The 24,560-nt window shown below is 35.9% G+C and carries 17 protein-coding genes; 5 read left to right on the plus strand and 12 right to left on the minus strand.

The genetic code is table 11. The features are described 5' to 3' along the window. Nucleotides 1-21 precede the first annotated feature (21 nt). The 3 genes from ACFQ13_RS05155 to ACFQ13_RS05165 are packed head-to-tail and all read left to right on the plus strand — an operon-like array spanning nt 22 to nt 8,865. Nucleotides 22-5,970, plus strand: a complete 5,949-nt coding sequence (locus ACFQ13_RS05155; protein WP_386114813.1) for a DUF6923 family protein — start codon at nt 22-24, stop codon at nt 5,968-5,970. 14 nt (nt 5,971-5,984) lie between these two features. Further along, nucleotides 5,985-6,920, plus strand: a complete 936-nt coding sequence (locus ACFQ13_RS05160; RefSeq protein WP_386114815.1) for a PorP/SprF family type IX secretion system membrane protein — start codon at nt 5,985-5,987, stop codon at nt 6,918-6,920. 13 nt (nt 6,921-6,933) lie between these two features. Beyond that, nucleotides 6,934-8,865 carry an OmpA family protein gene (locus ACFQ13_RS05165; RefSeq protein ID WP_386114817.1) on the plus strand — a complete coding sequence of 644 codons (1,932 nt, stop codon included), beginning with the start codon at nt 6,934-6,936 and terminating at the stop codon, nt 8,863-8,865. Nucleotides 8,866-9,911: 1,046 nt separating this feature from the next. Here the strand turns inward: ACFQ13_RS05165 and ACFQ13_RS05170 are convergent. Continuing rightward, nucleotides 9,912-10,409 (minus strand): CAP domain-containing protein, encoded by a 498-nt coding sequence (locus ACFQ13_RS05170; protein ID WP_386114820.1) that lies wholly within the window; start codon nt 10,407-10,409, stop codon nt 9,912-9,914. A 223-nt stretch (nt 10,410-10,632) separates the two neighbouring features. Continuing rightward, nucleotides 10,633-11,280, minus strand: coding sequence for a pyridoxamine 5'-phosphate oxidase (gene pdxH / locus ACFQ13_RS05175; protein WP_386114823.1), 648 nt, complete (start codon nt 11,278-11,280; stop codon nt 10,633-10,635). 82 nt (nt 11,281-11,362) lie between these two features. Here pdxH and ACFQ13_RS05180 point away from each other — a divergent pair, with 82 nt between their 5' ends. Next, on the plus strand, nt 11,363-11,782 hold the full coding sequence (locus ACFQ13_RS05180; RefSeq protein WP_386114825.1) for a hypothetical protein: 420 nt from the start codon (nt 11,363-11,365) through the stop codon (nt 11,780-11,782). Here ACFQ13_RS05180 and ACFQ13_RS05185 read toward each other — a convergent pair. From ACFQ13_RS05185 to rpsA, 5 genes are all read right to left on the minus strand, one after another. Beyond that, nucleotides 11,769-12,677 carry a ribonuclease Z gene (locus ACFQ13_RS05185; RefSeq protein WP_386114827.1) on the minus strand — a complete coding sequence of 303 codons (909 nt, stop codon included), beginning with the start codon at nt 12,675-12,677 and terminating at the stop codon, nt 11,769-11,771. The genes ACFQ13_RS05180 and ACFQ13_RS05185 overlap by 14 nt on opposite strands. 59 nt (nt 12,678-12,736) lie before the next feature. After that, a complete protein-coding gene (locus ACFQ13_RS05190) occupies nt 12,737-13,069 on the minus strand; it encodes a ribonuclease Z (RefSeq protein WP_114309405.1) in 333 nt (110 codons plus the stop codon). Between the two features lie 3 nt (nt 13,070-13,072). After that, nucleotides 13,073-14,002, minus strand: a complete 930-nt coding sequence (locus ACFQ13_RS05195) for an aspartate carbamoyltransferase catalytic subunit (protein ID WP_386114829.1) — start codon at nt 14,000-14,002, stop codon at nt 13,073-13,075. Nucleotides 14,003-14,128: 126 nt separating this feature from the next. After that, complete coding sequence (gene pyrR / locus ACFQ13_RS05200) at nt 14,129-14,668, minus strand: bifunctional pyr operon transcriptional regulator/uracil phosphoribosyltransferase PyrR (RefSeq protein WP_114309698.1); 540 nt, start codon at nt 14,666-14,668, stop codon at nt 14,129-14,131. Nucleotides 14,669-15,025: 357 nt separating this feature from the next. Next, nucleotides 15,026-16,852 (minus strand): 30S ribosomal protein S1, encoded by a 1,827-nt coding sequence (gene rpsA / locus ACFQ13_RS05205; protein ID WP_114309402.1) that lies wholly within the window; start codon nt 16,850-16,852, stop codon nt 15,026-15,028. Nucleotides 16,853-17,144: 292 nt separating this feature from the next. Between rpsA and ACFQ13_RS05210 the strand changes: the two genes are divergently transcribed. Next, nucleotides 17,145-17,522, plus strand: coding sequence for a LysM peptidoglycan-binding domain-containing protein (locus tag ACFQ13_RS05210; RefSeq protein WP_181858377.1), 378 nt, complete (start codon nt 17,145-17,147; stop codon nt 17,520-17,522). A gap of 88 nt (nt 17,523-17,610) precedes the next feature. Here ACFQ13_RS05210 and cmk read toward each other — a convergent pair whose 3' ends face one another. From cmk to ACFQ13_RS05235, 5 genes are all read right to left on the minus strand, one after another. Continuing rightward, entirely contained in the window at nt 17,611-18,300 is a 690-nt protein-coding gene (gene cmk, locus ACFQ13_RS05215; RefSeq protein WP_386114831.1) for a (d)CMP kinase, read from the minus strand. Nucleotides 18,301-18,303: 3 nt separating this feature from the next. Then, nucleotides 18,304-19,323 carry a type IX secretion system protein PorQ gene (gene porQ / locus ACFQ13_RS05220; RefSeq protein WP_386114833.1) on the minus strand — a complete coding sequence of 340 codons (1,020 nt, stop codon included), beginning with the start codon at nt 19,321-19,323 and terminating at the stop codon, nt 18,304-18,306. Between the two features lie 237 nt (nt 19,324-19,560). Further along, nucleotides 19,561-22,014: an endopeptidase La gene (gene lon, locus ACFQ13_RS05225; RefSeq protein ID WP_386114835.1), complete on the minus strand. Its 2,454-nt coding sequence runs from the start codon at nt 22,012-22,014 to the stop codon at nt 19,561-19,563. Between the two features lie 357 nt (nt 22,015-22,371). After that, nucleotides 22,372-23,106 (minus strand): hypothetical protein, encoded by a 735-nt coding sequence (locus ACFQ13_RS05230; RefSeq protein ID WP_386114837.1) that lies wholly within the window; start codon nt 23,104-23,106, stop codon nt 22,372-22,374. A gap of 29 nt (nt 23,107-23,135) precedes the next feature. Then, the gene (locus tag ACFQ13_RS05235) at nt 23,136-24,518 is read right to left on the minus strand and encodes an MFS transporter (RefSeq protein WP_386114839.1); all 1,383 of its coding nucleotides are present in this window, start codon (nt 24,516-24,518) and stop codon (nt 23,136-23,138) included. Between the last annotated feature and the right edge of the window lie 42 nt (nt 24,519-24,560).

Below are 24,560 nucleotides of genomic sequence, written 5' to 3' on the forward strand. Positions count from 1 at the left end.
GTTAACTTAAAAAAGTTTACGATGAAACACTTATACAATCCCAAATCGAAAATACCATTTAGACCTTTGATGACCTTAGCGTTATTCGCCGGTCTAATGATGGTGAGTCTCCAATCTTTTGGACAAGGTGTAAAACCTTTGCGTCATAGCGCATCTCAAACTACTAATGTTCCTTCTGAGGATATTAATTTAACGAACGCGCGTTTAGATGCGTATCGCGCTTCAGACTACAATGACTTACAAGTTGAAGTCAACGGAAACGCTAATGTAGCCTTTAACTGTGCAGACGGCCTTGGTTATATTTTAACCAATGTAGGCAGTCCTAACGGAAATGTTACGGGTTTATATTCCTTTGATCTCTCTACAAACACACTTTCAGTGATTAAAGATCCTTTAATTGCTACAACAAATACCTCACAGTTTGTTAATGCCATTGGTTACAATGTTGTTGACAATTTCTTGTATGGCTATTTACAAGGAAGTGATAAAGTGGTAAAAATTGACAGTAATGGTGATATAGAGTTATTAGACATTGTGGGTCTTGTTGGGACTAACTATCCTTCAGGAGATGTTGATGAAAATGGAATTCTATATTTATTTGGTCAAGGCCGCTTTGTTTCTATAGATTTAAACGCCACAAGTCCAAACTATTTAGTTGCTAATACCTTATTACAACAATCCGTATCTATTAATGATATGGCGTTTAGTCCTGTAGATAATAACATCTATATGATTACGAGTTCTAGCAGCCGAACATTACTTCGATTCAATACAGCTACCAATACCATGACTACCTTAGGTCAGGTTTCAGGATTAAGTTCTGAAAGCTCCTATTCTTTTGGTACCGCTTATATGGATGCCTTAGGAAATATGTATATTGCGAATAACTCTTCTGGAAACACTTATAAAATTGCGACGCCTCATTTAGGAGGCTTAACAGCAACCTTTTATAGTAATTTACCAGGCGTAAGTCCTGGAGATGGAGCACGTTGTCCTTCTCAACCTACAAAACCAATGGCTATTGCTGATAGCGTTTGTATGACCGCTTCAGAGAGTGAAGTGACCTTTAATATCGCCGCTAATGATTCTGAAGGAACTTATGCTCTAGATGCTAATTCGGTTGAACTTATAGATCCGGTAACATCACAACCAACAACTACAGTAACTATTGCTGGTCAAGGTACATTTACGTTAGGGGCTAATGGGGAATTAACGTTTGAAGCTTTACCGACTTTTACAGGAGCCTCTTTAAGTTATACTATTAAAGATGTTATTGGTTTTACCTCTATCCCTGCTGTTATTACCATTAATTTAAACGATACAGCAGCACCAACAGGTGAAGCTACACAAGTATTTTGTGAGAGTGATAACTTAACGGTTGCAGATCTTCAAGCCAATGGAACAAATATTCAATGGTATGCTTCTGCAACAAGTACAACTCCTTTAAGTACAACAGCAACTGTTGATGCAGGAGAAACGTATTACGCGTCTCAAACTAGTGCTGAAGGTTGTGAAAGCACAACACGATTTGAGGTTACAGTTGCCTACGCTCCTAAAATTACATTAATAGCTCCTGAAAAAACAGACTGTACGGTTATGAACGGTACGTCTTATACCATCCAAGCAACGTTTACGGGAACAGCACCTTTTACAGCAACTGGTGATGGTCAGTCTGGAACTTTTACAGCTAATAATGACGGTACTACAACTTGGGTTTCAGGTCCGATTGATAGTTCGGTTGAAGTATATAATGTAACGATTGAAAATGAATGTGAGAGCTTAGTCTTAAGCGGAGACTCTCCTTCTGAATGTTTAAATACACCTTTTGATTGTGAAGACGGATTTGCTTACATCATTATCAACACAGGAACCGGACAACACAATTACGTTTCTGGTCTATACACTTACGATTTAAATACAAACAATCAAAGTCTTATTAAGTATCCATTGATTGAAGATACTTCAGGTTCTCAATTTATTAATGGTATCGGATATAATGTTTTTGATAACAATATCTACGGTTTACAACAAGGAACTCGAAATATCGTAAAAATTGACGCTTCTGGTAATATTGAATTTTTACCAATTGTTGGCGCTTTCGATGTTGGAAACTACAGTTCTGGTGATGTTGATGAGAATGGTATCTTATTCTTACATGGTGAAAATAAATTTGTTTCTATAGATTTAAATCCTTCAAGTGCGAACTACCTACAATCAACGACATTATTAAATTATTCAGTTACCATTAATGACCTTACTTTTAATCCTGTAGATGGTAACCTTTACATGATGACAAGTACACCGGCTAAAAAGTTACTTCGATTTAACACCACAACCAATGTCTTAGAAGATTTAGGTTCGGTAACAGGTTTAAATTCTGAAGCTGATAACTCTTTTGGTACTGCGTTTATGGATGCCTTAGGAAATATGTATGTGGCGAACAACCAATCTGGAAACATCTATAAGATTTCACTTCCACATAACGGTAATTTAGCAGCAACTTATTATAGTAACCTTATCGATGTTCATCCTGGTGATGGTGCACGTTGTCCTGCACAAATTACGATTCCTGTAGCGATTGACGACTATGTATGTCTTACTTCTGAAGAAACTTCAGTAGAAATTAATGTCTTAGACAATGATACTTCTGGAACCTATGAGCTTAACCCTAACTCGGTTCAACTTGTAGACCCAGTAACTTCAGACCTTACTAACACGGTAACGATTGCAGGACAAGGTACATTTACTGTAGGAAGCAATGGCGTTGTTTTATTTGAAGCCTTACCAACATTTACAGGAACATCTGTAGACTACGTTATGGCAGATATCATTGCAACATCATCTATGCCTGCGACAATTACAGTGAGTGTTAATGAAACTACTGCACCAACAGGAGATGCAAATCAAGATTTCTGTGCATCTAGCGATCCAACTGTTGCGGATTTAATGGCAACAGGAGAAAATATACAATGGTATGCAACTTCAGACAGCACTACAGCACTTGAGGCTACTGAGGCTCTAGTAGATGGTAACACTTACTATGCCACACAAACCACAAGTTTAGGTTGTGTTAGCTTAGAGCGTTTTGCGGTTACAGTAAACTTTACAGCAGATATTACGTTGGTCGCTGAAGAAGAAATTACCTGTTCTGATGATGGAACAACCTACACGGTTAGCGCTACTTTTACAGGAGAAATGCCATTTACAATAAATGGAATGGCTCCAACAGGAACTTGGATTGAAAATGATAACGATACCTTTACATGGACATCTGAAGCTTTACCAAGTGATCAAGATTACAACTTCGAAATTCAAGATGTAAATACTTGTAACCTTATCACCTTAGCAGGTGTTGCACCAAACTGTTGTGAGTTTGAAGTGACGTGTCCTACGTTTGAACCAACAACTGTAGCATGTTATAGCGATTTACCAACGGAAACAACGTATACAATCGATGCTTTTGAAGCGCTAGGAAACGCTGATGGAATGATTGGAGATAATGCTTGTGGTATTATTGTAATTACAGCATCGAATAGCGAAGATCAAGGTTTATGTGAGCAAACAATAACGCGTACCTACAGTATTATATCTTATGAAGATACCAATGGAAATGGCGTTCATGATACGGATGAAACTAACGTTATAAATAGTACAGAGTGTACGCAAACTATAACTGTTGCTGATACTGAGGCACCAAGCTTTACAGTCCCAGCAGATATTACAGTAGAGTGCGATGTAGACGTTACTGATTTAAGCATCACAGGAGATGTTACAGATGAAGCTGATAATTGTGCTACTGCACTTGAAGCAACGTACACCGATACTGTCGAAGCAGGAACATGCCCAACCGTATCTTTAATCTCTAGAGCATGGTCATTAACGGATGCTTGTGATAATACAACAACTTATACGCAAGTCATTACGGTACAAGACACAACGGCTCCAACCTTTACAGCGCCAGCAGATATTACCATTGAATGTGATGTTGATCCGTCTGATTTAAATCTTACAGGAGAAGTTACTGATATAATCGATAATTGTGCAACAAACCTTGAAGCGACTTACACGGATACCGTTGAAGATGGTACTTGCCCTAGCCTTTCAGTAATATCTAGAGTTTGGTCTGTAACCGATTCTTGCGATAACACAGCGACTTACACACAGATTATTACAGTTCAAGATACTACGGCACCAACCTTTACGGTACCTGCTGATGTGACTTTAGAATGTGGTGTTGATGTTTTAGATTTATCAATTACAGGAGATGTAACGGATGAAGCGGATAACTGTGCTACTGGATTAGAAGCTAGCTTTACAGATACAGTAGAAGACGGAACTTGCCCTAGCCTCTCTATTATTTCTAGAGAATGGTCATTAATGGACGCTTGTGGAAACACGACCTCTTTAACACAAATCATTACTATTGAAGATACAACAGCGCCAACCTTTACAGTCCCTGCTGATGTGACTTTAGAATGTGGTGTTGATGTTTTAGATTTATCAATTACAGGAGATGTTACAGATGAAGCTGATAACTGTGCTACTGGATTAGAAGCTAGCTTTACAGATACAGTAGAGGACGGAACTTGTCCTAGCCTTTCTATTATTTCTAGAGAATGGTCATTAATGGATGCTTGTGGAAACACGACCTCTTTAACACAAATCATTACTATTGAAGATACAACGGCGCCAACCTTTACAGTTCCTGCAGATATTACTGTAGAATGTGATGTTGATGTTACCGATCTATCAATTACAGGAGACGTAACGGATGAAGCTGATAATTGTGCTACTGCACTTGAAGCAACCTATACAGATACGGTTGTAGATGGTTCTTGTCCTATAGTATCAGAAATTTCAAGAGTATGGACATTGACTGATGCTTGTGATAATACAACAAGCTACACACAGACCATTACGGTTCAAGATACAACTGCACCTTCATTTAATGAAACTTTACCTGCGGACTTAGCCGTAGAGTGTGATGCAGTGCCAACAGCTGAAACCTTAACAGCTTCAGATAACTGTGGTACAGCAGAGGTAAGCTATGAGGAGGTTATTACAAACGGAGCTTGTGTAGGCGACTACATTATAGAACGTACTTGGACAGCGACCGATGCTTGTGGAAACGATGCTGTACATACACAGATCATCACCGTTCAAGATAATACACCACCAACGGTATTAACCGATTTTGAAGCGAATGTGAGTGTAACTTGCGATAATATTCCTGAGGTGCCTAGTTTAGTGTTTGAAGATTCTTGTTCAAGTAATATTGACGTTTCTTTTACTGAGGAGTCTACACAAACGAGTACTTCTGAAGATTACATCATCACAAGAACATGGTCTGTTATTGACGACTGTGGAAATGAAGCCTTATTTACACAAGAAATTTCAGTAGAACTGACAAGTACAGTGGAAGGAACAGACGTTAATCTATGTATCTTAGATAGTGAAATAGATTTATTTGACTTACTAATTGGTGATTTTGAAACTAACGGTTCTTGGACTGTTGTTTCTGGAGAGGCGACTTTAGACGGAAGCATCTTTGATCCTTCTACAGCACAGGTTGGTGAATATACCTTTAGTTATGAAGCGAGCAGCCAAGCTTGTCCTACAACTGCAGAAGTGACAATTACTTTAGATGACGATTGTGTAGTATTAGCTTGTGGAGAAGATGATGTTGTAATTTCTAAAACGGTGACCTCTAACGGAGACAATATTAACGAGTTCTTTACTGTAACTGGTGTTGAAGATTGTGGATTTGTAATTGAATTACAAATATTCAACCGTTGGGGAGCTGAGATTTACAAGTCTAACAATTACGGAAACGACTGGGCTGGTGAAGCTCATGGGTCATCAATTGGAAGTTCAGGGAAAGTCCCAACTGGTACATATTATTACATTATTAACTTAAAAAATAGTGGATTAGAACCAATAGCAGGTCCTATCTACGTAGCTACAAATTAATAAAAACTTAACCGATGAAGTTATCAAAAATTCTAAGTATTGTGGTACTATTCTTGAGTGTATCTTCTGCATTTGCCCAGCAGTTACCTCAGTTCACCCAATACATGTTTAACACGATTTCGATTAATCCTGCCTATGCAGGAAGCAGAGAAACACTAAGTGTTGTAGGTTTACATAGAAGTCAATGGGTAGGTTTAGATGGAGGACCAGAAACGCAAACCCTATCTATACATACGCCATTACGTAATGAAAATATGGGTTTAGGCCTTTCATTTATCAACGATAAATTGGGTTATGAGAACTTCTCATACCTCTATGCCGATTATTCTTATACCATTCAGGCGACTGAAACTGTAAAATTAGCCTTTGGTATTAAAGGAGGTTTAACACATTACAGTTTAGATGAAGAACTTTTAACAGATCCGTCTGTTGTAAGTGACCAATTCTTTAATGATGTCTCTAACCGATGGAGTCCTAATATTGGCGCTGGTTTGTATTTACACTCTTCACGTTGGTACCTTGGGTTATCAACACCAAGAATTCTAAACACCGATTATAATAATGGTCGTAACGGCTCTGTAGACTATGTAGCCTTAGAACGTATCAGTTATTATTTCACAGGTGGATATGTATTCGATTTAAGTGAGAGCGTAAAACTAAAGCCTTCTGCCCTATTGAAAGCTACGAATGGTGCACCGTTATCGTTTGATCTTTCGGCCAACTTCTTATTCAATGAAAAGTTATGGTTAGGAGGTGCCTATAGAGTTAATCAATCTGCCGCAGCTATTGGAGGAATTGCAGATTTCCAAATCTCTAAGCAACTCCGTATTGGTTATGCCTATGAATACCCAGTTTCAGATCTTAAACCTTACACTAGTGGTACCCATGAAGTATTATTAATGTTTGAAGTATTTAAAAGTAAACGTATAAAATCGCCTAGATATTTCTAAAAAGACCCCAATTATGAAGATTAAAATATTAGCGCTCGTAATAATTTTAAGCAGTTCTTTGTCTTTTGCACAAACGAAACTAGCCGATAAATTCTTTGAAAATTATGGTTATGTAAAAGCCATTGAATTGTATGAAAAAGCCTATGAAAAGGGAGATGAAAGTGCTCACGTTCTAACACGTTTAGGAGATGCGTACTATAACAACTCCAATTCTGAAAAGGCTGTATACTGGTATGAAAAAGCTTTGAATCAATACAACGATATTGAAGCTGAGTTTGTCTATAAGTATATTCAATCTTTACGAAGTATTGGTAACTATGAGGAAGCCGATGTTTGGTTTAAGAAATTAAGTGATGCTCAACAAGGTGATAGCAGACTTAAAGGGTACAACCCTGATGAAGTTGATATTTTCGATAAATTAACGTCGAAGAATGATGAGCTTATTGTAAACATTGAAAATTTAGATTTCAATACTGAAAATTCAGATTTTGGTCCATATATGTTTGGTAACACACTTTACTATGCTTCTGCCAACAGTGATGATAAAAAAGTGTACAACTGGAATAAAGAACCTTTTTTAGATCTTTTTGAAATTGAAGTCACGGATGAAGAGGATGGGTCACAATCTTATGGTTCTTCAACCTCTCTTAATGCTATGGAAATTAATACCGATTATCATGAAGCTTCTATAGCGATTACTAACGACGGTCAGACCATGTATTTTACACGAGATAATACTAATAAACGTAACCGTTTAGAATACGATAAAGAAGGAACCACTCACCTTCAAATCTATAAAGCCACGTTAGTAGACGGCGCTTGGGATGATGTAGAGGAATTACCTTTTAATGATGATGTCTTTTCAACAGGTCACCCTGCTTTAAGTCCGGATAACAAAACCTTATACTTTGTATCGGATCGTGAAGGTGGTTTTGGACAAACCGATATCTATTCCGTAGAAATCAACGATGATAACACTTATGGATCTCCAGTGAACTTAGGTGAAGGAATCAATACAGAAGGACGTGAAATGTTTCCATTCGTGGCCGCTGATAACACCTTATACTTTTCTTCAGACGGACATTTAAATCTTGGGTTATTAGATATTTTTAAATCTGATGTTTTACAAGTAGAGATTGCTTCAGATCCTGTGAATTTAGGAGCCCCTTTCAATAGTGGTTATGATGATTTTGCCTATTTTATTAATAACGACAACCAAAAAGGATACTTCTCATCAAATCGTCCTGGAGGAAAAGGTAGTGACGATATTTACAGCTACACCGTAACAGAATGTAAACAACAAATTACAGGTACTGCAAGAGAGGCTAGAACTGATATTATTCTTGCTGATGTAAAAGTTCAACTCATTGATGCTACAGGTAAGATTATTGAAGAGGTTACAACGACGGCTGACGGTACTTATAGCTTTGATGTAGACTGTAATCAGACTTATACCGTATTAGGTAGTAAGGCCGATTATAAAGATGATAAGGCGACGTTAACAACGACGAATACTAATGAAGAAGTTCATACTGCAGACCTAACCTTAAGTCCATTAATTTCTGAAGATCAAATTGTCATTAATCCAATATTCTTTGACTTTGACAAATGGAACATTAGAACGGATGCCGAATATGAATTAGAAAACATTGTAGATGTGATGCGTAAGCACCCTGATATGGTGATTAAAATTGAATCGCATACCGATAGTAGAGGTCGTGATAAGTACAACTTAAAATTATCTGACCGTCGTGCTAAATCGACTAAAGACTATCTTTTATCTCGTGATATTAGCCCAGACAGAATTGAAAGTGCTATTGGTTATGGTGAAACACAGTTATTAAACGATTGTGGTAACGGTGTAAAATGTACAGAAGAAGAACACCAATTAAACAGACGTTCTTACTTCTACATTATCGATAGTAATAAAGATAAAGAAGAATAGGCCTCCTAACTATAAGGCTTATACTAAGAGAAAAAGCAAACTCATTTTTGAGTTTGCTTTTTTGTTTTATAAGAGTTAGTTAAAATCGAATCTTAAAAGCCCATTAGCATCAAAATCCTACGGCATAGTCCTTAAAATTTTATTAACTTAAAATCTATAAGGAGATTCTTTATAATTCGTTCTAGGGTTGAAGATATAACTCTAGAAATAAAACAGATCTAGCATATTCCGCAGGAATGGCCGTTAATTGGTAGAGATCTAACAACTCCTCACAAACAGTGTTCGTCTTTATTTTTTTTCACGCTATGCCATTTTTAGACTTTTTTTATAGTCGTGACCTACATTTTTAATGGTATCCATTTCCCAATTAAACCTTCAATTAATCTCGGCTTTCAATTTCGTATTGGCTTTAAAAAAATGGTACCAGTCTCTGGTCTACGTACCACTTGTTGCAAAGCCAAACCCGTTGTTCTGAACGTCGCTAGCATTACCTAATTCGCCTTATAAACTAATCAATCATTTCAGGTAAGACCATTGTAAATCCAGTCCCGTATTTTAATTCCCTAAAGAAATTCAAGATTTACATGGGGTAGGTTATTAATACGGAATGAGCGGAGTGATGACATTAAGTTCTAAATCGCGTTACAGAACTATAACATATAGAAAAACACTTATGCACCCCTACTCTAGCGGCATAAGACTTTTAAATAGGCTTATAAGATTAGTTACACTTAAAAAGAATACTATATCACCGCTAAAACAAAAGTCCCTTAGACGGCGTTTATCCTTCACTACTAAAAGGAAACACGTTAACGCTCGTTCTACGGAAAATGTTATGCTTATACCAAAGCTATTAAACAAAAAAAGTATAGAATATTAAATTCTATACTTTCTAAATAGGGCCAAAGACCCATTATTATATCTAAAAAAATTGAGGTTTTAAGACTTTAGAGTTTCAACGCATCACTTAACGGGTACTCCTAGAGTCTCTAATTCAAAACGATTTATTACAATCGCTTCGTTTTCTACAACCTAAAGGGAAATGCTTATCGTTTAATAAACATATTGGTAAAATACCATTTTCCGTTACTATTCTGTTCTGCCGACACATCAAAATCCGTGTAATCTCCAACAATATTATCTCTATGTCCTGGGCTTGCAATCCAAGCGTTAACTACAGATTCTGCAGAGCTGAAACCATAGGCTACATTTTCTGAAACCACATCTGCATCAGCATTGGCTTGTAAACTTTGTTTTCTTAAGAAGAAGTTATCATGAGAAACGTTATTCACTTCAATCATATACTCCGTATGTGTAGAAGCAACCGCTTTTACCGTTGTATTATTTGCTAACGTATTTAAACCTTCGTTAATCCTATACGCATTAATAAGCTCCATGATTTCAATTTCAATCTCTTTAGCATCAGGAGCAACAGGAACTTCAATAGCGTTTAAAGAAGCGTCATCTGCAGCATCAGTTGCACAAGAAGTAATACTAAGTAGGGCGAAAACAGCCACGAAAGGCAGTAGTTTAGTAATTTTCATAATGTAGGTTAATTAGGTTTGGGACTGCTAAATTAACCTCACATCTGAGCTAAACTGTTAATAAAATGTTAAAATCGATAAACAACGTGCATTTTATCGTCTTTTCATGTAAATAATCGATGAAATGCACTTTTTCTGTCAAAAAAAATGAATTACAGCGTCAAAATCATGCATTTCATCGGAAATATATAAAAACTGACGCTGCTCATTTTTAACTTTTAATTTAAGGGGCTAATCGGTCTATTTTCCAATTGTAATCTTCTTGCAATTGAAAGCGAATTCTATCGTGCAAACGATTAGGACGTCCTTGCCAAAATTCCATTTCTACAGGTTTTACTATAAAGCCACCCCAATGTTTAGGACGTTCTATGGTTTTGCCTTCATAGGCTTTCTCTAAGGCCTTTAGTTGATTCTCTAACTCAGAGCGGTCTTTTACCACTTCACTCTGATGGGACACTAGGGCGCCTAATTGGCTGCCACGCGGACGGGATTCAAAATAGCCATCGCTAAGGTTTTCCGAAATCTTTTCGGCTTTGCCTTTAATAATAATTTGCCTTTCGGCTGAAGGCCAGAAAAAAGAAATACAGACATTCGGATTGGCTAGAATCGCTTTTCCTTTTTCACTGTTATAATTGGTATAGAAAATAAACCCTTCATAGGTATATTTTTTAAGCAGCACTACTCTACTTTTTGGAAAGCCATCTAAACCTATTGTAGACACCGTCATTGCATTGGCTTCTTCCACATCAAAATTTTGATCGACCTCATAAAACCATTTCTGAAATAATTCCATAGGATTATCTCCAATGAAGGCTTCTAAAAGTTCTTGTTTCTCGTAAGATTTTCTATAATTACCTAGGTCTGTATTCATTACAATTAAATTTATATTTTTCTTTAAAAAATATTTCTACAATTAATATTTTACCCATAAATTTAAGCATTAATCCCTATAAATGAAGTTTGAAGACAGTAAATATTCCGACCTTTTGGAATATGAAAAAGTGTGTTTCTCATTCGGAACGTTTTACCTCACGGAACGGTTCTTATTATCAGAATTTAATGAAGGTGTTCATGTCAATTATGAAATCGCCGGAGAATTAGTCACCAAATTTAGTGCACTCATAGACAAAAAAATACAGGTTGGATATATTGCCAATCGTTATAATTCCTATTCTTTTGATCCGCAATTATGGGTTGACTTTAATAATGAATATGATACCTTTATCGCCTCGGCAATTATCACCTATTCAGATTTCAGTTATCTAAATGCTTCTTTAGAAAAACAATTTTTCAATAAAAGTTTAAAGCGATGTCGGAACTTGAAAGAAGCTATTGATTGGATGTTGCAATTACGAGAATTTAATCAAAGTTAAAGACCTTTCCGTCTTTTGCCAGAACAACATTTTCAAAAACCGTTTGCGCCTCCGTTTTAAAGTCCTCATAGCCATTGTAACGGGTTGAATAATGCCCTAGGATTAAAGTCTCTACTTCGGCTTTTTTTGCGATTGTAGCCGCTTGTTTTGCCGTACTATGGCGTGTAGGCAGACATAGTTTCTCGTTTTTCTCTAAGAATGTGGATTCATGATACAAAACCGTACTCTTTTTAATCAACGGCACGATGGCCTCATGGTAAGCCGTATCACTACAGTAGGCATAACTCTTAGGTGGCACTGCATCTTTGGTTACTTTAGCATTACTTATTAAAACACCATCTTCGTTAACCACATCAAAACCTTGCTTTAACTTTCGGTAATAGGCAACATCAATATTGGCTTCTCTAACCAAATTAATATCTAGCTTTCGCTCATTTTCCTTTTCCTTAAAAAGAAAACCACTGGTATAAATACGATGTTTTAAGGGAATGGTATACACCTCTACTTTATCATCTTCATAGATTAACTCAGACGCTTTAGAGCTTAATTCATGAAATATTAACGGATAATTGGTCCAACTCCCAGACAGTTTCATCTGTAAGGTTATCACCTCTTTTAAACCTTTGGGCGCATAGATGTGTAATTCAGTTTCACGAGTTAGCAAACTAAAGGTATTCACTAAACCAATTAAACCAAAATAATGATCGCCATGCAAATGAGAAATAAAAATATGCTTAACCCGTGAAAATTTTATCTTGTTCCGCCTTAATTCTACTTGGGTACCTTCGCCACAATCAATAAGAAACATATGGTTTTTTATTTCAAGAATCTGTGCAGTGGGATTGGTATTGGTCCGTGGTGTTGCGCTATGGCAACCTAGAATTGTTAGTTTCATTGATACAGGTAAAGGATTATAAGGGACAAACTTTTAGAGTCATCTCCTTAAAGAAGAATTTAGAACCCTAAGTCGCGCTCAATATCTTCCATTTCAATGATATCGTAAGCTTCTTGTAGTGTCGGTACCACAACCATTTCTACAGGAACAAGATCTAGGTCTACTTTTTCAGATACAATAACAAAACTCTTTTTATCGGCTCTGTGGTTATTACTTAAACGTAAAAACTCTACCACCTCTTCTAAAGCGACCTGTTCTAAACTCGATAATTTAATGATGAGATGATAATTTTTATGGGTATCATATGCCGCTTCAATATTACTAACTAAGGTTTTAACTGAAGCTGTTTCTTGTGTAATAATGGTAGTGTTACCGTCTCTATCTATAATCATAATCTATTGTTTTATTTTAGACGCCAAAAGATAAATTACAGCCATCCTAACCGCTACTCCATTTTCTACTTGATTGAGAATAATAGCTTGTTTAGAATCTGCAACATCACTTGTAATTTCTACACCACGGTTTATTGGGCCGGGATGCATAATAACAATCTCTTTATTAAGGCTATCTAATAGTTCTTTATTAACGCCAAATTGTTGTGTATATTCTCTTGTTGAAGGAAAGAAACTAATATCCATACGTTCGTTTTGTACACGAAGCATATTAGCCACATCACACCACTCTAAGGCTTTCTTTAAATTGGTCTCTACTTTAACCCCTAAATCTTTGATATATTTAGGAAGTAAGGTTTGAGGACCACAAACCATCACTTCTGCACCTTGCAACTGCAGGGCGTAAATATTTGAAAGTGCTACCCTACTGTGTAAAATATCACCAACAATAACGACTTTTTTACCTTTTACAGTCCCTAATTTTTCTCTTATAGAATACGAATCTAATAAGGCTTGCGTAGGATGCTCGTGAGCGCCATCACCGGCATTGACAATACTGGCATTAACATGTTTAGACAAAAACACCCCTGCGCCAGGATTAGGATGCCGCATCACCACCATATCTACTTTCATAGATAAGATATTATTTACCGTGTCTATTAAGGTTTCTCCTTTTTTAACTGAAGATTGAGACGCCGAAAAATTAATCACATCTGCAGAAAGTCGCTTTTCAGCCAATTCAAAAGATAATTTTGTTCGTGTTGAATTTTCAAAAAACAGATTGGCAATGGTAATATCTCTTAGAGAAGGCACCTTTTTAATAGGTCTGTTGATGACTTCCTTAAACTGATCTGCGGTTTCAAAAATAAGATCGATATCTTCTTTAGTAAGATATTTAATTCCTAATAAGTGATTGACACTTAATTCGCTCATTTCTTTCAGTCTTTATTAGCTAGTGACCCTTATTTATAGGTCCTTAGCAATTTACTTTTATGTTTATCTTAATTCTAAATCCCATGTTGATATACAGCGTCTGTGCTATCAACATCATGATCGGTTTTATTTATCTACCAAGTACACGGCATCTTCCCCATCATTCTCTTGCCATTTTACAATAACCTTTTGGTTGTCTATCGCATCGACTTGTCGGCCTCTATAATTAGGTTGTATAGGCAAGTGTCTACTAAAACGTCTATCTATTAAGGTTAGTAATTCTATATCTTTTGGGCGTCCAAAGGACTGAATGGCGGTAAGGGCAGATCGTATACTTCTACCGGTATATAATACGTCGTCTATAAAAACAACATTTTTATCTTCTACAATAAAATTGATGCTGGTGGTATTGGCCTCTAAAGGTTTATCACCGCGTCTAAAGTCGTCTCTAAAAAAGGTAATGTCTAAATGTCCGAGTTGAATATCCTTGATCTTATAGTCGTCGCTAAGCATTTTAGCTAATCGATCGGCTAAGTATTTTCCGCGTGGTTGAATACCGATTAATACCGTTTCAGAAAAATCATCGTGATTTTCAATGAGTTGACAAGCCAATCGGTGAAGGGTAATATTGACTTCTTTAGAGTTAAGTAAAACTTTTTGACTCATATCGTTTCCTAGCATTATGGTTTACAAAGTTAAGGTAAATATATTTGTTTACAAGGGATATTTTAAGCTCTTTCCGCAGTGAATTTTGAGAAGAACAACACATCATGCTTCTGTTGTAATGAAGAAATCAACTCTCATTATAGCAGGAAGAAAAGCCACCTCATTCTAGAAGGCTCTTAATTAAGACCTTGTATAGTGTTGCCGTTAGTTTTAGAAGATTTACCTAATGATATAGGTTTTGCACTAGTTCTTAAAATAAGGGCATAAAAAAAGCCTCTCTAAAAATAGAGAGGCTTTTATATGATTAATGGTTTTTCTTTATCACCAAACTAAAGCTCGGTGTTGCGAAAAAAGGAATTATTTTTTCCCGTCCATTTTATCTTTAAGTGCTTGTAAAGCATCATTTGCATCACCTAAAGTAGGTTTAGCTTCTGCCGCTTGAGCTTCTGCTTTTTTCACAGCTTGCTTAACGATTTTAGCTTCTTCTTCTCTAAAGATTGCAGTATGAGATGCTACTACACGTTTGAATTCTTTATTAAATTCAATGATCTTGAATTCTGCTTCTTCACCTTTACCAAGTTTAGAACCATCTTCTTTCTCTAAGTGACGTGCAGGAACAAAAGCAACGATATCTTCGTTAAAATCAATTGTAGCTCCTTTATCTACCATCTCAGTGATCGCAGCTTTATGAGTTGTACCTAAAGCAAATTCAGTTTCATATTTATCCCAAGGGTTTTCCTCAGTTTGTTTATGACCTAAAGATAATTTACGTCCGTCTACATCTAATTCTAATACTACTACTTCTAGAGTATCACCTACGTTACAGAACTCAGATGGGTGCTTAATTTTCTTAGTCCAAGATAAATCAGAGATATAAATTAATCCGTCGATACCTTCTTCTAATTCAACAAAAACACCAAAGTTTGTAAAGTTACGTACAATACCTGAATGCTTAGAACCTACAGGATACTTCGTAGTGATATCAGTCCATGGATCTGGCGTTAATTGCTTAATACCAAGAGACATTTTTCTGTCTTCTCTATCTAAAGTTAAGATTACAGCATCGATTTCATCTCCTACAGATACGAAGTCTTGAGCTGAACGTAAGTGTGTAGACCAAGACATTTCACTTACGTGAACTAATCCTTCAACACCTTCTTCTACTTCAACAAAAGCACCGTAATCAGCGATAACGACAACTTTACCTTTTACTTTATCTCCAACTTTTACGTTTTCACCTAAAGCTTCCCAAGGGTGCTTAGATAATTGTTTAAGACCTAATTGGATTCTTGATTTGTTTTCATCAAAATCAAGGATTACAACATTTAATTTCTGATCTAACTCAACAATCTCATTTGGATGGTTGATACGAGACCAAGATAAATCTGTAATATGAACTAAACCATCTACGCCACCTAAATCGATAAACACACCGTAAGAAGTAATGTTTTTCACAATACCTTCTAAGACTTGTCCTTTTTCTAATTGACCAATGATTTCTTTCTTTTGCTCTTCAATATCAGCTTCAATTAAAGCTTTATGAGAAACAACTATGTTTTTGAATTCGTGGTTGATTTTCACAACTTTAAACTCCATAGTTTTGTTTACATACTGATCGTAATCTCTAATAGGCTTCACATCAATTTGAGAACCTGGTAAGAATGCTTCAATACCAAATACGTCAACGATCATACCACCTTTAGTTCTGCATTTTACAAAACCGTTTACGATTTCACCAGTGTCATGTGCGTTATTTACACGTTCCCATGCTTTAATAACACGTGCTTTTCTGTGCGATAATACTAATTGACCTGTTGCATCTTCACGAACATCAATTAATACTTCAACTTTATCACCTACAGCTAGGTTTGGGTTGTAACGGAATTCGTTAAGTGAAATAACACCTTCCGACTTTGCATTAATATCGATAATTGCATCACGGTCTGTGATAGTAATTACAGTACCTTCTACAACTTCATCATCTAAAGTGTCAACGAAATTTTCTGATACTAATTTTTCAAATTCTTCTAATTTCGTATCCGCTACTTGCTCAATTCCTTCTTCGTAATTGTGCCAATCGAATTCTTTTAAGAATTTTTCTGGGTTTGCTTGTGCTTCAGAGATTACTGGAGCTGCCGCTTCAGTTGCTTCAACTTCAGCTTGGTTTGTTTCTTTTTCAGACATGTGTGCTGAATAAAAATTTGTATTCTGTAAGTTTTGAAAGATTTGCGAAAAATCTACAGAAGTTATTATTAAATTTGTTTTTCTTTCCCTTTCCTTACTTTCTTGTATTCGCTAAAAAGGAGTGCAAAAGTACTACATATTATTCTGAAAACCAAATACTAAATCATGTGACTTTATTTTTTATTTGGGGTCTTAACTTATAGAAGATCAAATTGATGGTTTACAGTTTACATTTTAAATCATAAATTCTTATCTTTACAAGTAACGATTAACAATTCAAAAAACAACTATTATGGTAAAAGCAAAATATCAAGATGTTCTTGATTTAGGAGAAAAATTAAACATTAAAGAAGGAAAAGTTGAAGAGGCTGATGGGAAACTAAAAGTTTGGGGAACTGCAGCAACACCTTACGAAAAAGATTTAATATGGGATAAGATTAAAGAAATCGGAGGCGAATCTCCTTCTGATATTATGGCCGATATTAAAGTTGAAGACGATTCTGTCTATGCAAAGCACACGGTTAGTTCTGGTGAAACTTTAGGTAAAATTGCAAAGCAATATTATGGTGAGCCAGGGAAGTACCAAAAAATATTTCAGGCTAACACCGATATTTTAAAGAACCCAGATGTGATTCATCCTGGTCAAGAATTAGTGATTCCTAAATTATAATCAGAGACCTTAACATCTTAAATTATATAAAAAAGCGACTTCCCTTATGTTTAGGAAAGTCGCTTTTCATCTTTAATAAGATTATATTTTATTGTTCTATTAAAGTCTTAGCCATAAGCACTAACCTATCGAGCTGCGTTTCAATACTTAAGTCTGAATTATCAATCTCTACTGCATCTTCAGCTTTTACTAAAGGCGAATCTTCTCTAGTAGAATCGATATGATCTCTGGTGGTGACGTTTTCAAGCACTTCTTCATAACTTAATTGATGCCCACGACCTATTAATTCTTGATAGCGACGTGTAGCTCTTGTTTCTGCAGAAGCCGTCATAAAGATTTTTAATTCGGCCTCCGGAAATACCACGGTTCCAATATCGCGCCCGTCCATTACAATGCCTTTGTCTTTCCCCATGAGCTGTTGTTGCTCTACTAACTTACGTCGCACTTCCGATAAGGTTGCCACAGGACTTACATACTTAGAAACCTCTAAAGTTCTAATGGCCGCTTCTATATTTTCTCCGTTTAAATATACCTCAGCAAAACCTAAGTCCGGATTAAACTTAAAGGTAATATGGATAGAATCTAAATTTTGGATCAACGCTTCTTCCTTAAAAAAACCTTCTCCTATATACTGCTGCTCTAAAGCAAAATAGGTAACCGCCCGATACATCGCTCCGGTATCTACGTAGATATAGTTTAACTGCTTTGCTAATTGTTTCGCAATGGTGCTTTTACCAGTGGATGAAAATCCATCTATGGCAATGACTATTTTACTCATATATTATTGTAAATCGATTTGAAGCCCAAAAAAACTTGTGTTTGAAGCTCCTGAATATCTGGCATGCGTATAACTGAAACGCATTTTATTAAGTTTAATTCCGACACCTACTGAAAGTCCAGAAAAGTTTCTCTGGTCTACAATACGTAGTTCTTCCGCACGTCTAAAATTATATCCCAAACGAATATTGAATCCGCCTTCTGGGAATAATTCGGCTCCTAAAATTAAATGTCTCAGCCCTTCATTAAAAAAGCTGACCTTCTCTTCTGTTTGATTCCCATCTAGATCTGTGGTAACACGTGCCGGATTAGCCACTGAAATTGGCCATTTCTGTAAATTCTCTAAAGTAAGATGCCAACGTAAAGGCACATTTTCTAGCGTTTGAGACATCCCAAAATTAACCTCTAAAGGTAAAGGTTCGTTTTGACCAGCATAGGTGGAAAATTGAGTTCCTAAATTTCTAACGGTTAAAGCGGCGTGAAAATCGAGTTTTTCGTTGATGTACATCACACCAAAATCTAAGGCGCCACCCACTGAATTATATTGTTCTAAGGCCGAAGTAATCACTTTTAAATTAGCACCGACATAAATATCTGAAAATGGAATCTTATAATTATAACCAGCTGAAATTGCCGTTTCGTTACCACTGAATGTTCCTGTGGAGTTTCCATCCAAATCATAACCATCAAAGGAACCATAGTTTATATAAGTGACTCCGATATGAAAAGTTTGTACATGCCGATCCCAAGTATACGCATAGGCCGCAGTACCATAACTGATATCCCCCAAATAGCTTGAATAGTTTATAGCAAGCTGATTATGCATTTTATAGTTTATTGAAGCCGGATTGTATAAGGCTTCCGTGACATCATGATCAAAATTGGTAATAATTTTACCACCTAAAGCAGCCTGTCTTGGCGAAGACACCAAGTTTAGAAATTGATACGTTGATTCTCCACCTAATTGTGCGAATACAGAACATGCTGAAAGCATTAAAATAAAGGTAGAAATCCTTTTGATCATAGACTTGCAAAATAAGTAAATCTATCTTAAAACGGTGATATGATTTTTTTATTTTTTTTAAGCTTTAGATATTGTTACACTTTTTTCTGTTATCGTGTATCTCTGCTCCTATATAGGCATAAAAAAAAGCCTTTTAAAAAGGCTTTTTATTTCAAAAATGGTAGTAGGTATTAACTTTGCCTTATCCCAATTGTTGTGAGGTAAGGCAAAGTTATACGTCTCTAGAATCCTAAACGCTTATAGCTGTTTAGCATTATCCACTTTTTGTTTGGTAAGGGCTAGTTTTAACACATCGCTCATATCTTTTACGTAATGGAATGTTAAGCCTTTAAGGTATTCTGGTTTAATTTCGTCAATATCACGACGGTTGTCTTCACACAATAAAATCTCTTTTATACGCGCTCGTTTAGCCGCTAATATTTTCTCTTTTATACCACCAACTGGTAAAACCTTACCTCTTAAGGTAATTTCTCCCGTCATGGCTAAACTCTTTTTCACTTTACGTTGCGTAAATAAAGACACTAGTGACGTTAACATCGTAACTCCAGCACTAGGACCATCTTTAGGTGTTGCCCCTTCTGGAACGTGAATATGAACGTTGTATTTATTAAAGACCTCAGGATTAATTCCGAATTCCTCTGCATTCGCCTTGATATATTCCATAGCAATAGTTGCAGATTCTTTCATCACCTTTCCTAGGTTACCAGTAATAGAAAGTGTTCCCTTTCCTTTTGAAAGAATTGATTCTATAAATAAAATATCACCACCTACACTAGTCCAAGCTAAACCTGTAACCACACCAGCAACATCATTGTTTTCATATTTATCGCGCTCTAACCTTGGACTTCCTAAGATTTCAATAATATCATCATTAGAAATTTTGATATTATAATCCTCTTCCATCGCAATATTTTTAGCAGCATAACGCACCATTTTAGCAATTTGCTTTTCTAAGCCTCTTACCCCCGATTCGCGTGTATAGCCTTCCACAATTTTTTCTAATTGCGGTTTTGCAATTTTTAATGCGCTACTATCTAAACCATGCTCGGTTAATTGTTTTGGTAATAAATGTCTTTTGGCGATTTCTACTTTTTCTTCAATCGTATATCCCGTAACATTGATAATTTCCATACGGTCTCTTAAAGCAGGCTGAATGGTATTTAAACTGTTAGAAGTCGCAATAAACATAACCTTAGAAAGGTCGTAGCCCATTTCTAAGAAATTATCATAAAACTCATTGTTTTGCTCCGGATCTAAAACTTCTAACATGGCAGAAGACGGATCGCCTTGACTTCCTGTTGAAAGCTTATCAATTTCATCTAAAACAAATACAGGATTAGAGGTTTGGGCCTTTTTTAAACTTTGAATAATACGCCCTGGCATAGCACCAATATAGGTTTTACGGTGTCCACGTATTTCAGCTTCATCACGTAAGCCTCCTAAAGAAATTCTTACGTACTCTCGGCCTAAGGCTTCTGCTATAGATTTTCCTAATGAAGTTTTACCTACACCTGGAGGTCCATACAGACATAAAATTGGCGACTTCATATCGTTACGTAGCTTTAAAACCGCTAAGTATTCAATAATTCGCTTTTTAACATCGTCTAAACCAAAATGATCACGATCAAGAATTTTCATGGCACGTTTTAGGTCAAACTTATCTTTACTAAACTCGTTCCATGGTAAATCTAAAAACAGATCTAAATAGTTACGTTGTATAGAATACTCGGCAACTTGAGGATTCATACGTTGCATTTTAGACAATTCTTTTTCAAAATGCGCTTGTACTTTATCGTCCCATTTTTTCTGCTTTCCACGCTTTTTCATCTCTTCGATTTCTTCTCCCGAAGACACACCACCACCTAATTCTTCTTGAATGGTTTTCATTTGTTGGTGTAAGAAATACTCACGTTGCTGCTGGTTCATATCGCTCTGAACCTTTGACTGTATGTCGTTTTTAAGTTCTAACTTCTGAAACTCTAAATTCATGAATTTCAACGTTTGAAGCGCGCGTTCTTTAAGATCATTAATCTTTAAGAGTTCTTGCTTTTCTTCAACATTAAGATTCATATTTGAAGACACAAAATTGACTAAAAACGAATCGCTTTCAATATTTTTAATCGCGAAACTCGCTTCAGAAGGAATATTTGGACTTTCTTTAATGATATCTAAAGACAAATCTTTAATCGAGTCTATAATCGCTCTAAACTCCTCATTATCTTTCGCTGGTTTAGCTTCAGCAATATCAGAAATGGTTGCCGTTAAATAAGGTTTTTCAGAAACTACTTCTTTAATTTCAAAGCGTTTTTTTCCTTGAATAATTACCGTTGTATTGCCATCAGGCATTTTTAAAACCTTTAGAATACGTGCCACCGTACCGGTTTTGTAAATATCCTTAGCGGTCGGGTTTTCTACAGACTCATCAATTTGAGAGACCACACCGATAACTTTACCGCCTTTATTAGCATCATTAATTAACTTGATAGAAGCGTCTCTTCCCGCTGTAATTGGGATAACAACGCCCGGAAACAATACCGTGTTTCGCAATGGTAATATTGGCAATGATTCTGGTAAAGATTCATTGTTTATTAATTCTTCATCTTCAGGTGTCATTAACGGAATTAATTCTGAATTCTCATCAAAATCCTGAAATGACAGATTGTCTAAGTTTAAAAAATTTGATTTTCCCATATATATTTTTAAGTCATTCTGTCACTCTTACCGACAGAATCCTATGATTTTTAAATGTATTAATAATTAACTTTATACTGAATACCAAAGTATTACAAGATATTTAAAGTTATTCACATCGTAATAAATTCAATTGTTATGCCATTCGTTTTATAATGCTAAATAAATCGTAAAATAATTTATTGACTAGAGCAGTCTTTTATCCTACATAAATAGTATAAGCTTCTGAAAAAGTAAACCGCTCTAAGTAAAGGCCATTATTTTTTTAATGTTATCCTAATCAACTCTTCAAAAACTCTAAATAAAAAAGGCTACCCTTTTAGGTAGCCTCTTAAATCTATTTCGTTATAACCTCAATTAGTTAAGGCTATAGCTTGCTAATGTCCCAGAACTTAGGTCGCCAACAAATTCTATTAATCCTACATCTTTCGCATAGAAATAATCTACAGTCGTCGTCGGTGCGCCTAAAGCTTCCAATTCCAATCTAACTTGCAAAACGTTGTCATATTCTACGCCTTCCACGGTACGCGTTAAATCTCTAGCGATCATTTCAAAATTATATGTTGCACCATAATCTACATTTGGAATCTCAGGATAATTAGAATCAGTAGCGGTATAAGAAATGGTATAACTCACATGACTCGTCCATTCATCACCCGCTTCAGCAGAATCTACTAACATTTTTGTTGTAATATAACTTGTTGTAATCGCATATCCAGGAATATCATACCCTCCAACTGCGGTTCTTATATAATAACTATCTCCAGACTTAAGTAACCAAGACTCAGAATTTAATAAGTCGTCAAATTTGTAATAGGTATCCCCATCAATAACCTCAGTCCCTACCATATCATAAGTTACACCTCCATAGAACGTATCATTAAAATTCCAAAAATTACCAACAGCTCTAGGCCAATAATCTCCCGTGGAAGCTGCTCCTGTATCATCGGTATTACCTCCATCTGATCCTCCGTCATCATCGGAAACCCCTGACGTTAAGTCTGAATCTAAAGGTTCATTTTCACAAGACTGAAAAGAGGCCACAGAAATTAAAAAAATAAAAGCGAAGGCTAGTTTGGTAATTTTCATCATAATTGGTTTTATAGTTAAAAATACTTGATTTATTTATTTTTTGTTGGCACTCGGAATAACAAGAAAATTCCTGCTAAAAAAAAGACGACCAAAAACAAAATGGCATTTCTCATACTGCCTGTAACCTGATCTATCGTTGCAAAAATGACCATCCCTATAACAATACCTATTTTCTCAGCAACATCATAAAAACTAAAATACGATGTGGTATCATTAGTCTCTGGTAAAAATTTAGAATACGTAGATCTTGCTAAAGATTGAACACCACCCATAACCAAACCAACAAGTCCTGCTGCAATATAAAACTGAAATGGCGTCACCATAAAATACGCATAAAAACACAGGGCCATCCAAAAGCCATTGATAACAATTAATGTTTTAATATTTCCAACAACAGAGGAGGCTCTAGAGGTTAAAAATGCTCCTAAAATAGCAACCACTTGTATAATTAAAATACTAGAGATCAATCCGAAGGTTTTAGCATCTGCCCCACCCCATGCAATCTCTTCTTCTCCAAAATACACGGCAACCAGCATAATGGTTTGAACCGCCATACTAAACACGAAAAAAGCAATTAAGTAACGCTTTAGACGTAAGTTAGATTGCAACTGCAACCAAACTTGCTTGAGCTCTCTCAATCCATTAAAAACAACATCTTTGGTAACTTTACCGCCTTTAGAAACACCTTTAGGAAGTATATAGAAGGTGTACTGACTAAAGAGCATCCACCATAACCCCACGGTAATAAAAGACAATCGCATAGCTTCAAACGAGGCCTTATTTTTAGCCGCTTTTACGGCTTCAGCAACTTCGATTTCTGTCCCTGTTTCTTGCAGTGACACCGGGATGCTAATATCAAACCCGAACCATTGTGGATACATTACCATGGCCAAATTCAGAATTAATAATAAAACACTTCCTAAATAGCCCAAGCTAAACCCTTTGGCACTAATGCGGTCTTGCTGTTCTGGAAATGCAATATCAGGCAAGTAGGAATTGTAAAACACTAAACTCCCCCAATAGCCAATAAGTCCCATAAAATAAAAGAGTAAACTTAAATGGATATGATCTAGGTTAAACCAATACAATCCTATACAACCTAAACCACCGACGTAGCAGAAGAATTTCATAAAATTCTTTTTATTCCCAATATAATCGGCAATACCAGAAAGAATTGGAGATAAAAACGCCACGATTAAAAATGTAAACGCCGTGACATAAGTAATTAGAGCGGTACTTTTAAAAAGCACCCCAAAGGCCATAACATTCTTTTCTATCTGACTTACAAATAAAGCCGAATAGAAAATTGGAAAAATAGAAGAAGCAATCGTTAAGGTATACACTGAATTGGCCCAATCGTAAAAAGCCCATGCATTTAATAATTTTTTACTTCCTTTTTTAATTTCACTCATAGTTACTTATCCTTTATAAAGTTCTCATCTTAGATTAACCAA

It is taken from the genome of Winogradskyella rapida (assembly GCF_042675845.1).
Taxonomy (GTDB): Bacteria; Bacteroidota; Bacteroidia; order Flavobacteriales; family Flavobacteriaceae; genus Winogradskyella; species Winogradskyella rapida.

What these genes read in the sequence shown, in the direction of transcription:
- ACFQ13_RS05155 (WP_386114813.1), top strand. Translation starts at nt 22, where the DNA reads ATGAAACACTTATACAATCCCAAATCGAAAATACCATTTAGACCTTTG.
- ACFQ13_RS05160 (WP_386114815.1), top strand. Translation starts at nt 5,985, where the DNA reads ATGAAGTTATCAAAAATTCTAAGTATTGTGGTACTATTCTTGAGTGTA.
- ACFQ13_RS05165 (WP_386114817.1), top strand. Translation starts at nt 6,934, where the DNA reads ATGAAGATTAAAATATTAGCGCTCGTAATAATTTTAAGCAGTTCTTTG.
- ACFQ13_RS05170 (WP_386114820.1), bottom strand. Translation starts at nt 10,409, where the DNA reads ATGAAAATTACTAAACTACTGCCTTTCGTGGCTGTTTTCGCCCTACTT.
- pdxH (WP_386114823.1), bottom strand. Translation starts at nt 11,280, where the DNA reads ATGAATACAGACCTAGGTAATTATAGAAAATCTTACGAGAAACAAGAA.
- ACFQ13_RS05180 (WP_386114825.1), top strand. Translation starts at nt 11,363, where the DNA reads ATGAAGTTTGAAGACAGTAAATATTCCGACCTTTTGGAATATGAAAAA.
- ACFQ13_RS05185 (WP_386114827.1), bottom strand. Translation starts at nt 12,677, where the DNA reads ATGAAACTAACAATTCTAGGTTGCCATAGCGCAACACCACGGACCAAT.
- ACFQ13_RS05190 (WP_114309405.1), bottom strand. Translation starts at nt 13,069, where the DNA reads ATGATTATAGATAGAGACGGTAACACTACCATTATTACACAAGAAACA.
- ACFQ13_RS05195 (WP_386114829.1), bottom strand. Translation starts at nt 14,002, where the DNA reads ATGAGCGAATTAAGTGTCAATCACTTATTAGGAATTAAATATCTTACT.
- pyrR (WP_114309698.1), bottom strand. Translation starts at nt 14,668, where the DNA reads ATGAGTCAAAAAGTTTTACTTAACTCTAAAGAAGTCAATATTACCCTT.
- rpsA (WP_114309402.1), bottom strand. Translation starts at nt 16,852, where the DNA reads ATGTCTGAAAAAGAAACAAACCAAGCTGAAGTTGAAGCAACTGAAGCG.
- ACFQ13_RS05210 (WP_181858377.1), top strand. Translation starts at nt 17,145, where the DNA reads ATGGTAAAAGCAAAATATCAAGATGTTCTTGATTTAGGAGAAAAATTA.
- cmk (WP_386114831.1), bottom strand. Translation starts at nt 18,300, where the DNA reads ATGAGTAAAATAGTCATTGCCATAGATGGATTTTCATCCACTGGTAAA.
- porQ (WP_386114833.1), bottom strand. Translation starts at nt 19,323, where the DNA reads ATGATCAAAAGGATTTCTACCTTTATTTTAATGCTTTCAGCATGTTCT.
- lon (WP_386114835.1), bottom strand. Translation starts at nt 22,014, where the DNA reads ATGGGAAAATCAAATTTTTTAAACTTAGACAATCTGTCATTTCAGGAT.
- ACFQ13_RS05230 (WP_386114837.1), bottom strand. Translation starts at nt 23,106, where the DNA reads ATGATGAAAATTACCAAACTAGCCTTCGCTTTTATTTTTTTAATTTCT.
- ACFQ13_RS05235 (WP_386114839.1), bottom strand. Translation starts at nt 24,518, where the DNA reads ATGAGTGAAATTAAAAAAGGAAGTAAAAAATTATTAAATGCATGGGCT.